The sequence below is a fragment of the Fructilactobacillus sp. X2R5C2 genome, assembly GCF_059901375.1.
This window is the reverse complement of sequence record NZ_JBWXUX010000003.1, coordinates 22221-37228: the sequence shown is the minus strand read 5'-3', so window position 1 is coordinate 37228 and position 15008 is coordinate 22221. Positions and strand designations below refer to the sequence as shown.

Genomic DNA, 15008 nt, shown 5'->3' with positions numbered 1-15008 from the left:
TTTTAATCGTCTTTAACATTAATTATATCATTACCAAACATTTGCTTGGCTTGATTAAGGGAATCATTATCTTTTTTACCTTTTGTATCTTCAGGTTGTTCATCACTTGAAGCATCAGGGGCATCGGAATTGGCCTCTGAATTATTCGCTTCTGACTTGTCAGCTCCTGATCGGTGCTTCTTTAGATAGTCACTTCTAATTTGAGGCCACTCATCATTTGGAACAAACACCACGGTGGGAACAAAACCGAGAATCCGATCAAGCCCATTTTGGAGAGCATCCATCAGATCTCCATCAGCTCCAGCTTTTTGGTACAAAAAGCCATAATCAAACGCAACTACAACACCCTGATCACTTGCCGCAACAGGATTAGAAACGTGCATTACAGCTCGTTGAGTGACTGACAGCGACTGCAACAACTCCTGCCAAATATCTTGGTAAGCCGTTAGGTCTTTCCTGGTAGCCTTGCCCAACACCTCGTAGGCTTTAGTAAGGTTCACCTGAACTTGCTTATTAGCATCTTGATGATGAACTGGCTTGGACTTAGTGACATTTTGATCTTTAGTCTCATCAACGGGTGACTTCTTTTTTGAACCACTCAGTTCAGACTTTAACTCCGAAACCTGGTTCTTGAGATCTAAGAGTTGCTGTTCAAGTTCCTTAGTCCTACTACTTTCACCATGATCCTCATCTTTTGAACCAGCAACTGTCCCAGATTTCTTGGCGTTAGCAAGTTTAACCGTTAGTATATCAAGATAAACATCAGGATGAGATGAATAACGCATCTGATTTTGAACATCACTCATAATTTCAACGTACCGATAGATTAGTTCACTACCGATTTCGCCAGCAATCTTTTTAAAATTGCTGCCCAAAAGTCCTAACTCACTCTTTTGGACCATTTCGGGATCTTGATGATAAAGCAAAATATTCTGACAATAATCAACTAAATCTTCAATAAATTGATTAGCGTCTTTCCCATCATCTAAAATTTCTTGAACCATTTTTAATCCCGTTTGAACGTCAGAATTAAAAACAGCTTCAATGTATGACTGTAGCTTATCCCTAGTTACACTTCCAGTCACGGAAAGTGCACTCTCATAAGTTACCTTATCATTACTATATGAAAGGGCTTGGTCTAAGATGCTCAGTGCATCCCGCATTCCACCTTCAGCACTTTTAGCGATTACTTTCAGGGCTTTATCATCATAATCAATGTTCTTTTCTGAAAGAATGTATTCCATTCGCTTTAAGATGTCACTAGCTTTAATCCGCTTAAAATCAAACCGCTGTGTCCGTGAAATAATGGTAGCCGGAATCTTTTGTGGTTCAGTGGTCGCTAAAATAAAAATCACGTGTTCTGGTGGTTCTTCTAATGTTTTAAGAAGGGCGTTAAAAGCCCCTGTTGATAACATATGAACTTCATCAATGATATAAACCTTATACTTCCCTTCGGTGGGAGCATACTTGGCCTTATCACGAATATTTCTAATCTCTTCAACTCCGTTGTTGGAGGCGGCATCAATTTCAATGACATCGTTAAATGCACCCTTATTGATAGCTAAACAGGTGGCACATTCGTTACATGGTTCCCCATCTTTTAAGTTAGGACAGTTAACCGCTTTGGCTAAGATTTTAGCTGCCGAAGTCTTTCCTGTTCCTCTGGGGCCCGTAAATAAATACGCATGGCTAATCTGATTAGTTATCAATGCGTTTTTTAAAGTTTGAGTAATGACCGGCTGGCCAACAATTTCATCAAATCTTTGTGGACGCCAAGTCCGATACAGTGCTTGATAACTCATGAAATGCTTCCTTTCATTGAAAGTTGGTACCATTAATTATTATATATTGAAAATTGATGAAATGCTAATAACTTTAAACCTCAATTTTTCCAAAAAAAATCTCCCAGTCAAACGACTAGGAGTTTAATTTCTAAAAACGAGAAGCACAAGGCAAAAGATACTTAGTGCTGCTTCCTTCCGGACCTGACACGGTTCGTAAGTCCGCCCTTGCTTCAGGGCCTTACGGCACTAATTATCATAACCGAAAATCCATCAAATGTCTAGAATTATTTCCGATGTTTCCGCTTACCTTTAAAGAATTTTTTCATGGTAGCACCTGCTTGAGCGGCTCGCAAACCACTTGAAACCTGAACTTGATGATTTTGTCTGGGATCATTTAAAGTGTGATATAAACTTTCCACTGCTCCTGCATTTTCATTTTTAGAACCATAAACCAATCTTTTAATTCGAGTGTTAATAATTGCACCCGCACACATCAAACACGGTTCAACGGTCACAAACATTTCGCAGTCATTTAAGCGCCAACTTTTTAGATGAGCACACGCTTCTTCAATCGCTACGATCTCAGCATGCTCCGTTCCCATTTCAGTGTGTTCACGCAAGTTATGTCCTCTTCCAACAATTTGATCATCTTGGACGATAATTGCTCCAATAGGAACCTCTCCAATGATGGCGGCATGATTGGCTTCAATTAGAGCTTGATCCATAAAATACGCGTCGTTTTTATTCATCAGCGGCAGCCTTTCTACTCTTTAAAAGATAGTATCCCTTATCACGTTTAACGATTTGAACGTTTCCAAAAATTTGTTTCATAAGCTTCTTAGCGGACGGAGCTCCCTGCTTCTTCTGTAAAACCACCGTTAACGTCCCATCGTCTAGTAAATGATCATAAGATCCGGTGATCATCTCATCTACCACTTTTTTTCCAGCACGAACGGGTGGATTGGTAACGATCCCAGCATATTTTTGGGTGATATTCTGATACCCATCAGAGGCAAAGATGTCCACATTACTGATCTGATTCAACTCAGCATTCTGTTTGGCAAGGGACAAGGCCAGATTGTTAACGTCGACCATGGTAAACTGACGTTCTGGGTGAGTTTTAGCCAAGAAGAGCCCAATCGGACCATAGCCACACCCCATATCCAGAATCGGTCCTGCGGGCATTTCGTTAGTATCAACGTTCTTAATTAAAACTCGTGACCCATAATCAACCGTATTTTTAGAAAACACACCGTTGTCCGTTACAAAACTTAGCGTGGTTTTTAATAAAGAAAAGTTCCAATGTTTTTCCTCATGTTTAACATCAGGATTTGCGGTATAATAAAAATTGTTCAAATTTAACACATCCTAAAAAAATTAATATTTAAAATTACAAGCACTACATATAGCGTCCTTTCATCATCATTTTCACTATATGTAGTGCTTTTATCTGTTGAAAATTCCGATTTTTGAGAGTAAACTCATCAAGTGAACGATATCAAGGAGATGAAACAAAATGAAAAAAATTACTGTATTTACCAAAAATAATTGCATTCAATGCAAGATGACAAAACGTTTTCTTAGTGAACATAACGTTGATTTTGTTGAAAAGAACACATCTGAGAATCCAGAATACGTGGATTATCTAAAGGGCGAGGGATTTCATGCTGTACCAGTTGTTGAAAGTCAATCACTCGATGCATTCAGCGGATTTCAACCTGAACAATTAAAAAAGCTCGTTGGTTAATTGTTGTACTTATAGTATAGTACAAAACCAACATTCACGATATTTTCGCATGACACGATTAAGGGAGAATAGTCTAATATGTCTTTAAAGGATTTGCACGATGTTACGTATTACAAACTAAATAATGAAATTAATATCCCTGTCGATGGCCGGATTCAACTGGAAAAAGATCAGGAAGCACTGAAGGCTTTCTTTAAAGAAAACGTTAATCCGAATACCGTTAAGTTTGATTCGTTAAAAGATCGTTTTAATTACCTAATTAAGCATAACTACATTGAAGAGGGTTTCGTTAATAAGTACCCATTTTCATTCATTGAGAAGTTATACAAGTATTTGGATAGTCAAAATTTTCACTTCAAATCATTCATGGCTGCTTACAAGTTCTATGCTCAATACGCAATGAAAACTGACGACAACTCCATGTACTTAGAAGGCTACATAGATCGGACAGCAATGAACGCATTGTTTCTAGCTAATGGTGACCAAAAATTAGCTATGAATCTAGCTGATGAATTAATTCATCAGCGTTTTCAACCTGCTACCCCTACTTTTTTGAACGCTGGAAAGAAACGTCGGGGTGAGTTGATTTCATGTTTCTTACTTCAGACCACCGATAACATGAATACGATCGGTAGAACCATTAATTCAGCTCTTCAATTATCCAAAATTGGTGGAGGAGTTGGAATTAATCTTTCTAACCTAAGAGCTGCTGGTGATCCCATTAAACACATTCAAGGAGCAGCCAGTGGTGTTCTTCCAGTAATGAAGTTACTAGAAGATAGTTTCACCTATTCCAACCAACTAGGACAAAGAAACGGTGCTGGAGTTGTTTATCTTAGTGTTTTTCATCCTGACATCATTCAATTCTTGGGAGTTAAAAAGGAAAACGCCGACGAAAAAATCAGAGTAAACACCCTTTCACTTGGTGTGGTTGTGCCAGATAAATTTTATGAGCTCGCTAAAAATGATGATGATATGTACTTATTCAGTCCATATGATGTTGAACGTGAGTATGGAGTTCCCTTCTCATATGTTGATATTTCTAAAGAATACGATAATATGGTCAAGAACAAGAACATTTCTAAGAAAAAGATTCGAGCTCGTGAACTTGAAACCGAAATCGGAAAACTACAACAAGAATCTGGCTATCCATACATTATCAACATTGACACCGTTAACCGTGATAACCCGGTTGACGGTAAGATTGTCATGAGTAATCTGTGTACCGAAATTCTCCAGGTTCAGACACCTTCCATCGTTGACGATGAACAAAACTACGAACAGTTAGGAACCGATGTCTCATGTAATCTGGGCTCTACTAACGTAGTGAACCTCATGGCATCACCGGACTTCGGTAAATCAGTTGAAGCCATGGTGAAAGCTCTAACCTTCGTTACTGACCACTCATCAATTAACGTGGTTCCATCAGTTAAACACGGAAATGAACTAAGTCACTCAATTGGTTTGGGAGCCATGGGTCTTCATTCATATTTTGCTAAAAATCATATGTACTATGGCTCACCTGAGTCCATTGAATTTACCAGTACCTATTTCATGCTTTTAAACTACTGGACCCTGAAGGCTTCTAATCAAATGGCTAAGAATCGCGGAAAAGTTTTCCATAATTTCGAAAAAAGTAAGTATGCTGATGGATCTTATTTCGATCAGTACACTACCAAGAGTTGGGCTCCAAAGTCAGATAAAGTAAAATCACTGTTTGATGGTGTCTTTATTCCAACCGAAAAAGACTGGAACGCTTTAAAACAATCAGTCATGGAGTATGGTCTCTACCATCAGAATCGCATGGCCGTAGCTCCTAATGGTTCAACTGCTTACATTGGGGATGCAACAGCAAGTTTGCATCCGATTGTTCAAAAAATTGAAGCACGCCAAGAATCAAAGATTGGAACCATTTACTACCCGGCTCCATACCTTTCAAATGACACCATTCCTTACTATGAATCAGCCTATAACACTGACATGCGTAAAGTAATTGATGTTTACGCTGCCGCTCAAAAGCACGTTGATCAAGGAATGAGTTTAACCCTCTTTATGCGTTCAACCATTCCAAAGGGTCTTTATGAATGGAAAGATGGTAGAAGTGACAAAATGTCAACCAGAGATTTAACGATCCTTCGAAATTATGCTTACAAAAAGGGCATTAAATCACTCTATTACGTAAGGACCTTTACTGACGATAATACTGAAGTTGGTGCCAATGAATGTGAAAGCTGCGTAATTTAATCCTTAGGAGGAAATACATGGACATTAATAAAGTCTTAACCGGAAAGTCAAAAGGAAACTACAAAGCGATTAACTGGAATTCTATTGATGATGAAATTGACAAAGCTACCTGGGAAAAATTAACCGAGCAGTTCTGGCTTGATACTAGAATTCCACTATCAAACGATCTAAAGGACTGGCGTTCACTTGATGATGATCACAAATGGATCGTTGGTCACGTCTTTGGGGGGTTAACCTTACTGGATACCCTTCAGTCTCAAGACGGAATGGCAGCCCTTCGAAAAGATGCGGTAACGCAACATGAAATTGCGGTTTTAAATAACATTCAGTTTATGGAATCAGTACATGCTAAGAGTTACTCTTCAATCTTTTCGACTTTGAACACTCCTGATGAAATTGATGAGATCTTTCATTGGAGTGACACGGAAGAATTTCTTCAAAACAAAACCAAAAAAATCTATTCACTATACCACGATGATGGACATCCACTTAAAAAGAAAATTTCAAGTGTCTTTCTTGAAACATTTCTTTTCTATTCTGGATTCTATACCCCTATTTGGTATCTCGGTCATAACGAACTTCCAAACGTTGCTGAGATCATCAAATTAATTATTCGTGACGAATCCGTTCATGGAACTTACATTGGTTATAAATTCCAAGTTCAGTTCAACCAATTAGGTGAAAACGAACAAAACGACTTAAAAGATTGGATGTATAACTTTTTGTACGATCTTTATCAAAACGAAGAAAAGTATACTCATCTGCTTTACGATCAAGTAGGATGGACTGACGATGTTTTAACCTTCATTCGTTACAATGCCAACAAGGCATTAATGAATCTAGGACAGGATCCGATGTTCCCCGACACTGAAGAAGATGTTAATCCAATTGTTATGAACGGAATTTCAACGGCAACGGTTAACCATGACTTCTTCTCACAAGTGGGTAATGGTTACCGCCTAGGAAACGTAGAAGCTATGAGTGATTCCGACTATGATATCGGTGATAAGAAAAACAAAAAATAGTTTTCAAACAAAAAGGAGTTTCAGAATTAATTCTGAAACTCCTTTTTTTTATGGAATATTTTCTTCTACATTTTCAATCGTAGGTCGTTCACTAACTACTGACAAGAGCTGTAGCATCGTGAATACCAACGAATTGTCTTTCCGGTATACGAAGTACTTGGAGACCCAATTATCAACGTATTTTTGCTTATAAGAACGCAATCCTTGGAAGCTATAGAAAGCATCACCGTACTGGTAAATCAAATGGGCAATCTTCTCATTAATAAAACTAAACTTCGATTCACCCACGTTAGCAAGCGGAGCCATTCCAAGGTTAAACCACTTATAACCCTCATCTTGAGAATACTTAAACAGGTGAATAAAAATTCCGTCCATGATTCCAGAGGGTGCATCGTTTCCTGATCGCATCAAGTCAACCGACGTCATAACTCGATCACCAGTTGGCATGATATTAGCGAAGGCAACAATCTTCCCCTCCTTATCCCTGATAACAGCGATCGGAGCCTGATTCAAGTAATAAGGATCAAAGAAGCCCAGCGAAAAGCCCTTTTCATCACGACCATTCAACCATTCATCAGAGATACGTTTAAATTCAGCCATCTGCTCTTTAGGAAATGGTGGATCTAGAACCTCAAAGTGGTAACCTTCGCGATCAAATTTATGCATAAGAGCTCGCTCGCCACGATGTCGTTTTCCAGCAAGTGAAAAATCAGTGAGATTAACGTGACCTTCTTCACCCGCTTTAATGAAATCAAAGCCTTTTTCATGAAGTAACATCGTTAACGATTCCCCAACTTCATAAAATACTAGAGTGAAATCCGCTTTATCGGCATCACTCATAAATTGATCAATGGCAGCATCCAACTTGTCTTGATTACCAATTGGTTCACCCATCACAATTAACTTGTTGGCCTTCTGCTTATACATAAAGATCACTTCGTCTTCACTGTCTTCAGCGTAAAAGTAAACTTTTTTATCACGTAGAAAGACCAGGTGACTAACTTCATTTCCACCAAACTTATCAATCACATTTCGAATCCTAACTTCATCAAATGGTTGATTTAACCACGGAATCCGTGCGTATGTTAGATACTTATAGAGCATAAATAAGATAATAAACGCAATAATAATTCCAATAAATCCAGTTAACCAAACCTGCTGGGAAGGTAAGAGGTAGACATTCATCATTTTAATTGGACCACGACTGGGAAGATGATGATTGCTCATGTAGATCCCAATAATGGAGTAAATTAAGAAGGTCCCGATGAAGATCACCCCATCGAAAATGGCGTTTCCCCATGAATAAGTTAACTTCTGGCGATACATTCCCTTCCTTGATAACCACAAGCAAATAATGATAAAACCAAGTAAAAGCGTCAACTTTAAGGGAAAGTCTTCCTTCCAAAGCGTGTTCGCAATGGCAAATACCAAAATGATAACGGTTGGCCAGAAGGCTTTGTGGACCCGTGAACCAACTCCACGAGCTAGTCCGATCAATAAAATCCCAATAATCACGTTGGACAGTTGCCCCAAGAAGAATAAAGTGTAGGGTGCAAGTGACACATAAAGTGGATTGACCAAAGCCAGATTAGGAATGGTAGCGTACACAATCATCATGATTCCTGAGAAATACATGAAGATAGTGATGATAATCTGAGCCGATCTGTGAATAATCGTTTTAGGAATATCATCAAGAAAGTTGTTAATCCGTGCTCCCATTTCACTGAAGAAAAGAACCACACCAACGAAGAATGGTAAGAAGTAGTAGAAAACACGGTATAAAAGGACCCACACAGCAGCAATTGTTGGAGAGACACCCAGAGCACTTAAGCTTCCAATCATCATCGTATCAAATGATCCTAGTCCTCCTGGTAGCATTGAGACAACTCCAATGACATTCGCAATAATAAAAAGCGGAAAGACATTCCACAAATTAATGTTAAGTTTCATGAAATAACCAATGATCAAGAAGAGCATGGCACAACTACCCCACTCTAAACACGAACCAATGATTAATTGAAACTCTCGTTTTAAGGTTAAGTCACTGAAAAACTCGGAATTATTAAATCTAGTAAAGAGAAAAATGACAGGAAAATAAATCCCACCACCAACTAACCAAATCCAATCCTTGGCATACTGGGATCCGATCCCAAAGCCAAAGATCAAAACTAGTGAAACTAGACAGTACGTGGAAAGTCCTGCCAGTAAAAATAAAGCAATTTTAGAAATCGCATATAAAACCTGCTTCTTGGTGGCGTCCTTACTGTAAAACATCGCTCTTAGACTGGCACCGAGAAAACCACCAAAACCAGCAATGTTAGTAAACGAATTAACGATCCATCCACTTTTGATTATGTAAGATGGTTTAAACTTACCAGGCAGGAATTCCGTGATGGTAAAGTCGTAAATTAACATTGGTAACACGGCCACGAATCCCAGAATCGTTAAAATAATCAGGGTCGTTGGTGACTGAGATGCTAAACTTTCTCGCATCTGCTTTCCATTAATCTCTGAAAGGACGTGCGTTGCTTCATAAACAACAAATACAAGGACTAACACAACGAAAATCCCTTTAATCCAATTCGAATATTTGTTATAGAAATCCATAACTTTGTTAAATGCTTTTTTCAATTGTTAACCCCCAAAAATTGGCTAACCTCATTCTCTCAATTTTTATCACATAAAACAACTTTATTTACACAAAATTAAAGCAAAAAAAAGAACGTGCTTAGGCACGTTCTTTTTTGGGTGTAAACTACTTAAGAGTTACAGTAGCACCAACGGCTTCAAGCTTATCCTTAATGTCGTTAGCATCTGCTTCTGAAGCGCCTTCTTTAACAGCCTTAGGAGCACCGTCAACTAAGTCCTTAGCATCTTTCAAGCCAAGACCAGTGATATCTCTAACTGCCTTGATAACCTTGATCTTTTCTTGACCTGCTTCAGTAAGTTCAACATCGTATGAATCTTTGGTAGCACTGTCGTCACCGGAAGCACCTGCAGCAGCAACTGGGGCAGCTGCTGAAACATCGAATTCATCTTCGATTGACTTAACTAAGTCATTTAATTCAGTAATTGAAGCTTCTTTTAATTGAGCAATAATATTATCTTTATCAAAAGCCATTTTAATTTCCTCCTATTAGGACATTTAATTTATTTTTATTAAGCTGCATCACTGTCGTCACCATTGTCATCTTTATCAACAACAGCATTAACAGCATAAGCAACCTTACGGATAGGATCTTTCAAGATATTAGCAAGAGTTGAAAGCAATTCTTCACGGCTTGGTAGAGCAGCAAATTCATTGATTTCATCAAGTGAAGCAATCTTACCTTCGATAATTCCACCCTTGATTTCAAGTTCTGGATTATCATCAGCAAAATTCTTCAAGATCTTGGCAGGAGCAACTGGGTCTTCATCAGAAAATGCAACGGCAGTTGGTCCAACAAAAGTATCCTTTAAATCTTTAACGTCGGCTTTATCAGCGGCACGTTCCAAAATTTTGTTCTTAATAACACTCATTGATACATCATTATCACGTAGTTGTTTACGTAAATCAGTATCTTGAGCAACACTTAAACCACGATAATCAACAACGATTGCTGATACGGCTTTTTGAAGTTGATCAGCAACTTCATCAACCTTCTTGGCTTTAGCATCAATAACGTTCTTTCTTGGCATATTATTTCACCTCCCAATGTATTTTGGGACTTAATAAAAAATCCCTATGTTCGCCAAAACATAGAGAAAGAGTGTTTTACTCCTCGGCAGGCATAATTAAGGTTAAAACCACCTGAGTCTTAGGCGAATCATATTCAACTAATAATCTATCATAACGATAAATATTAGTCAATTAGGGATTATTTAATTAGTTAGTAACTAAAACGATTCAGGATCAACAGCGACACCAGGTCCCATTGTTGATGAAACAGAAATGTTACTAATGTAAGTTCCACGAACAGATGCTGGACGATTCTTAACAATCACATCATTGATGGTGTTAAGGTTTTCAGCCAACTTATCTGCATCGAATGAATCTTTACCGATTGCAACTGCAACGTTTCCATCACGGTCAGTTCTGTAAGTAACCTTACCGGCCTTAGCATCAGAAACCGCCTTTGAAACATCCATGGTAACAGTTCCAGTCTTAGGGTTTGGCATTAATCCCTTAGGTCCTAATACACGACCTAAACGACCAACTTGAGCCATCATATCAGGAGTAGCAATTGCGACGTCGAAGTCGAGCCATCCATCTTGAATCTTTTGAGCTAAGTCATCGTCACCAACGTAGTCAGCGCCAGCATCCTTAGCGTCTTGGGCTTTTTCGCCCTTAGCAAATACTACAACAGTCTGATCCTTACCAGTACCATTAGGTAAAACTACGGCACCACGTAATTGTTGATCAGCTTGTTTAGTATCAACGTTTAATTTGTAGACAACTCTGATAGTGTCATCAAAGTTAACTGCATCTAATTTTTGAACTAATTCTACAGCATCTTGAGCAGAATACTTTTTACTCTTATCAATTTGCTTAGAAGCATCTTCGTACTTCTTACCTCTCTTACGAGCCATTGTGTCTTCCTCCTTGCAATTGTGGTTATAACGGAATTTCCTCCCACTAGCACACTATCTTTCGATGCCGTGCTGTCCGGGCATAGTGAAATTAACCTTCAACAGTGAATCCCATACTACGTGCCGTACCTTCAACCATGCGCATAGCTGCTTCTACATCAGCTGCGTTTAGATCTTGCATTTTAGTTTCGGCAATTTGCTTAACTTGGTCTTTGGTAACCTTAGCGACCTTGTTAGTATTAGGTTCACCGGAACCGTGTTCAACACCAGCGGCTTTCTTTAATAGGACAGCGGCTGGAGGGGTTTTGGTTACAAAGTCGAATGAACGATCTTCATAAACAGTAATCACAACTGGAATAAGCATTCCTGCTTGATCAGCAGTACGTGCGTTAAATTCCTTGGTGAAACCCATAATATTAATTCCAGCTTGACCTAAAGCAGGTCCAACTGGAGGAGCGGGTGTTGCTTTACCCGCAGGTATTTGTAGTTTAACTACATTAGCTACTTTTTTAGCCACGAGACATACCTCCTTAAGTCCGTGTGTGGTAAATGAAGATTAAAATTTCTTCTCCCACGTTAATTTATGCAATACGCATACTAGATAAATATACCACGTTTATTTAAACGTGACAATGAGTAATTTACTGAGAATCTGCTTCTAAGGGTTTAACTTGATCAAATTCAAGCTCAGTGCTGGTTTCTCTACCAAACATATCAATGTTAACTTTGAGTTTTCCCTTAGTATTATCAATCTCAGTAATCTTACCAGAAAGACCTTTGAATGCTCCTTCAACGATGGTAACTGTGTCACCAACTTGGCTATCCAATGGCTTAACATGCTTTTTTACCCCAATGGTCGACATTACGTTATCAACCTCTTCAGGTAATAAGGGATTAGGCTTAGAACCTTGCCCATGAGAACCAATGAATCCAGTAACACCTGGCGTGTTTCGAACAACATACCAAGCTCTATCAGTCATTACCATTTGAACCAAGACGTACCCTGGGAAAGTTTTGTTCATTACAACTTTTTCTTTGCCATTCTTAACTTCATGTTCCTCAGTTTCTGGGACCACAATGTCAAAAATATAGTCTTCCATTCCCATAGATTCTTTTCTAGATTCAAGATTCATCTTAACTTTGTTTTCATAACCAGAGTATGTATGCAATACATACCATTGCTTCTCAGCAGTCTCTACCACAATGATTATCTCCTTTAACTTAAAACAAAATAAAAAAACTCCGCGTAAACGAAGTTCTTATCACTAAAGTAACTATAACAGAAATTAACATACTAATCTAGTTTAGGCCAACAACTTCAAAGCTGCTTGAATAGCCCAGTCAATTACACCAAGGAAAATTGCAAAAAAGATGGTGGTCCAAACAACGATTGAAGTATCAGTTCTCGTTTGTTTAGCGTTCGGCCAAACAACCACTTTCATTTCTGCAACAACGCTTTTTAAAAAGTTCCAAAATCGTTTCATGTAAATTCCCTTCTTAGCGAGTTTCGCGGTGCAACGTGTATTTCCCACAATGCTTACAAAATTTATTTACTTCCAATCGTTTAACGCGATTAGGATTGCTAGCAATGGTGTAGTTTCTTGAACCACATACAGAACAGGCTAGTGCCACTTTTTTCTGTGCCATAAGCTGCACCTCCTTAATATCTAATTAATACTATCATCAATAGAGACATTAGTCAATTCGATTAATCTCATGATACTTGCGTCGGCAACGTGCCATCGCATTCTTCAATCTCATCATATTTTCATCAGAAAGGTTAGCCATTTTTTCAAAGGTAAGGTTTTCAAGAGATTTAATAACCACTAGCCTTTCCACTACTGAAGATTTTTTCATTAGAATCTGTAAATTTTCATAGATTGAAAGCACTCGCTCTGGATTAGCAGCATGAACGTCAGCAATTGTATCCGAATAAAACTGGCTGTAAGCACTAAAAGATGCTTTTTTGGAATCAGGAAGTCGCTTTTGTGCCCGTTTTCTTCGTAAAATATCATATAATCGATTTTTTAAATTCGTTTTGTAATAGCTGCCAAAGGTCACATTTCGACTTGCATCATATCGAATAATTGTCCGGTGAAGAACAATGGCCGCTTCTTGCTTCCAATCTGATAGCTCCATGTCCGAAACGTAAAAATCATTCCACAGTTTTAAATAAATTGGTGCATATTTTTCAAATAATTTAATAAAGTCAGCATCATTCCACTTAGCGTCTTCAATTAGTTTTAACTCTTTAGCACGTCCATTTTCTTTGTTCACAAGTTGGTTCTCCCCCTCAATCAATTAATTAACAATTAATATCGTACCCAAGTAGATTTAATCAAAACAAGCGAACAAATGTTTGATACAGAAAATTATCCACTAACCAATTTTTAATATCGAAAATCCGATATTAAGGTAACAAAAAAGGAATGATCCAAAAGTATCATTCCCAAACTAAATTATTTAATTATAACGGATGACGGGAATTAAATCCCTGATACATCACAAGACCCGCTGCTACCGAAGCATTAAGGCTCTGAATGTCGCCTACCATTGGAATCGTGAGGGTCTCATCGACCTGTTTCTTAAGAAGGGGAGCGATCCCCTTACCTTCACTACCAATGATTAATGCGGAAGCTCCACGTGCATCCCAGCGCCGATAATCGGTTCCTTTCATATCCGTTCCAAAAATCCATAAGCCACGATCTTTAAGTTCTTTAACGGTATTAACCAAGTTAGTAACTCGTGCAACTGGGACCCGTTCAATGGCCCCCGCTGATGTTTTTGCTACCGTTGAAGTCAGCCCTACCGCACGACGTTTAGGAATAATGATGCCATGAACTCCAGCAGCATCCGCAGTTCTAATGATAGAGCCTAAGTTATGTGGATCAGCAATATTATCCAAAATAACGAAATACGGCTTTTCACTCTTAGATTGGGCATTCTCAAACAAATCATCAATTGAAGCATATTTAAAAGAAGCAATTGCGAGCATCACTCCCTGATGATTCTGATTGTCTGACATTAGGTCTAGTTTCTGTTTAGGGACTTTCGAAATGACTAGATGACGTCCCTTTGCCAAACGAATGATGTTTTTAACCGTGTCATCATCCTGACTAATTCCACTTTGCAAAAACACCTTATTAATCTCTTGATCCTTACTTCGCAAGGCAGCAACTGCCGGATGTCTTCCAATTATAAAGTCTTCATTATCTCTCATATTCCACTCTCCCAGCGTCTACTTGATCAATGCACCACTTGGCCAATTCATCAAGACGCCTGTCCTGACCACTAAGTGATAAGAAACCAAAAAGGGCTTCAAAACCAGTTGAGATCCGATAAGTAACAACACTCGTATTCTTAGCATGGGTATAGCTCTTAGCGTTACGCCCACGTTTAAAGAAGTAAGCCTCTTCATCACTTAGAATTCCATCATGCTTCATGAGGTCAATTAGTCCAGCTTGGGCTTTAGCGGATACATATTGGGTGGCAAACCGTTGTAGTTGATTTGGTCTAGCAATCCCCTCATCAATTAGATGACGTCTGATATATACCTCATAAACTGCATCCCCCAAATAAGCCAATACAATTCCATTTAACTGTCGATATTGAATATTGTCGTCCGCTTCACTCATCTAA

At 38.6% G+C, this 15008-nt stretch carries 17 protein-coding genes, 1 other RNA gene and 1 other annotated feature; of the genes, 3 read left to right on the top strand and 15 right to left on the bottom strand.

Features of this window, described 5'->3' with window-relative positions; genetic code table 11:
* Positions 1 to 2: 2 nt before the first annotated feature.
* The 4 genes from dnaX to AC6UD2_RS04600 form a co-directional block, all read right to left on the bottom strand.
* Entirely contained in the window at positions 3 to 1802 is a 1800-nt protein-coding gene (dnaX, locus tag AC6UD2_RS04615; RefSeq protein ID WP_500698167.1) for a DNA polymerase III subunit gamma/tau, read from the bottom strand.
* Between the two features lie 132 nt (positions 1803 to 1934).
* Positions 1935 to 2021, bottom strand: an RNA gene (gene ffs / locus AC6UD2_RS04610) — signal recognition particle sRNA small type.
* Positions 2022 to 2068: 47 nt separating this feature from the next.
* Positions 2069 to 2533, bottom strand: a complete 465-nt coding sequence (locus AC6UD2_RS04605; RefSeq protein ID WP_500698166.1) for a nucleoside deaminase — start codon at positions 2531 to 2533, stop codon at positions 2069 to 2071.
* Positions 2526 to 3140, bottom strand: a complete 615-nt coding sequence (locus tag AC6UD2_RS04600) for a class I SAM-dependent methyltransferase (protein ID WP_500698165.1) — start codon at positions 3138 to 3140, stop codon at positions 2526 to 2528. Before AC6UD2_RS04600 ends, AC6UD2_RS04605 begins: the two co-directional genes overlap by 8 nt.
* Before the next feature lie 160 nt (positions 3141 to 3300).
* On the opposite strand from AC6UD2_RS04600, the gene nrdH reads away from it, so the two are divergent.
* The 3 genes from nrdH (at position 3301) to nrdF (ending at position 6800) form a co-directional block, all read left to right on the top strand.
* Positions 3301 to 3531, top strand: coding sequence for a glutaredoxin-like protein NrdH (nrdH, locus tag AC6UD2_RS04595; RefSeq protein ID WP_010021786.1), 231 nt, complete (start codon positions 3301 to 3303; stop codon positions 3529 to 3531).
* A 78-nt stretch (positions 3532 to 3609) separates the two neighbouring features.
* Positions 3610 to 5775, top strand: coding sequence for a class 1b ribonucleoside-diphosphate reductase subunit alpha (gene nrdE / locus AC6UD2_RS04590; protein WP_500698164.1), 2166 nt, complete (start codon positions 3610 to 3612; stop codon positions 5773 to 5775).
* A 17-nt stretch (positions 5776 to 5792) separates the two neighbouring features.
* A complete protein-coding gene (gene nrdF / locus AC6UD2_RS04585; protein WP_010021783.1) occupies positions 5793 to 6800 on the top strand; it encodes a class 1b ribonucleoside-diphosphate reductase subunit beta in 1008 nt (335 codons plus the stop codon).
* A gap of 48 nt (positions 6801 to 6848) precedes the next feature.
* Here nrdF and mprF read toward each other — a convergent pair whose 3' ends face one another.
* The 11 genes from mprF to AC6UD2_RS04530 all read right to left on the bottom strand — a co-directional run bounded on the left by mprF (position 6849) and on the right by AC6UD2_RS04530 (position 15004).
* Positions 6849 to 9407 (bottom strand): bifunctional lysylphosphatidylglycerol flippase/synthetase MprF, encoded by a 2559-nt coding sequence (gene mprF, locus AC6UD2_RS04580; protein ID WP_500698258.1) that lies wholly within the window; start codon positions 9405 to 9407, stop codon positions 6849 to 6851.
* Positions 9408 to 9555: 148 nt separating this feature from the next.
* A complete protein-coding gene (gene rplL, locus AC6UD2_RS04575) occupies positions 9556 to 9921 on the bottom strand; it encodes a 50S ribosomal protein L7/L12 (RefSeq protein ID WP_010021780.1) in 366 nt (121 codons plus the stop codon).
* Positions 9922 to 9959: 38 nt separating this feature from the next.
* A complete protein-coding gene (gene rplJ / locus AC6UD2_RS04570; protein WP_010021778.1) occupies positions 9960 to 10478 on the bottom strand; it encodes a 50S ribosomal protein L10 in 519 nt (172 codons plus the stop codon).
* Between the two features lie 26 nt (positions 10479 to 10504).
* Positions 10505 to 10620 (bottom strand) — a sequence feature (ribosomal protein L10 leader region).
* Positions 10621 to 10676: 56 nt separating this feature from the next.
* Positions 10677 to 11369 (bottom strand): 50S ribosomal protein L1, encoded by a 693-nt coding sequence (rplA, locus tag AC6UD2_RS04565; protein ID WP_010021777.1) that lies wholly within the window; start codon positions 11367 to 11369, stop codon positions 10677 to 10679.
* Between the two features lie 91 nt (positions 11370 to 11460).
* Complete coding sequence (gene rplK / locus AC6UD2_RS04560) at positions 11461 to 11886, bottom strand: 50S ribosomal protein L11 (RefSeq protein ID WP_010021774.1); 426 nt, start codon at positions 11884 to 11886, stop codon at positions 11461 to 11463.
* A gap of 124 nt (positions 11887 to 12010) precedes the next feature.
* Entirely contained in the window at positions 12011 to 12571 is a 561-nt protein-coding gene (gene nusG, locus AC6UD2_RS04555; RefSeq protein ID WP_010021773.1) for a transcription termination/antitermination protein NusG, read from the bottom strand.
* 102 nt (positions 12572 to 12673) lie between these two features.
* The gene (gene secE / locus AC6UD2_RS04550; protein WP_010021772.1) at positions 12674 to 12853 is read right to left on the bottom strand and encodes a preprotein translocase subunit SecE; all 180 of its coding nucleotides are present in this window, start codon (positions 12851 to 12853) and stop codon (positions 12674 to 12676) included.
* A gap of 13 nt (positions 12854 to 12866) precedes the next feature.
* Positions 12867 to 13016, bottom strand: a complete 150-nt coding sequence (gene rpmG, locus AC6UD2_RS04545; protein ID WP_010021771.1) for a 50S ribosomal protein L33 — start codon at positions 13014 to 13016, stop codon at positions 12867 to 12869.
* 48 nt (positions 13017 to 13064) lie between these two features.
* Complete coding sequence (locus AC6UD2_RS04540; protein WP_039144555.1) at positions 13065 to 13646, bottom strand: sigma-70 family RNA polymerase sigma factor; 582 nt, start codon at positions 13644 to 13646, stop codon at positions 13065 to 13067.
* A 190-nt stretch (positions 13647 to 13836) separates the two neighbouring features.
* Positions 13837 to 14589, bottom strand: coding sequence for a 23S rRNA (guanosine(2251)-2'-O)-methyltransferase RlmB (gene rlmB / locus AC6UD2_RS04535; RefSeq protein ID WP_500698163.1), 753 nt, complete (start codon positions 14587 to 14589; stop codon positions 13837 to 13839).
* Entirely contained in the window at positions 14579 to 15004 is a 426-nt protein-coding gene (locus tag AC6UD2_RS04530; protein ID WP_500698162.1) for a Mini-ribonuclease 3, read from the bottom strand. Before AC6UD2_RS04530 ends, rlmB begins: the two co-directional genes overlap by 11 nt.
* Positions 15005 to 15008: the final 4 nt, after the last annotated feature.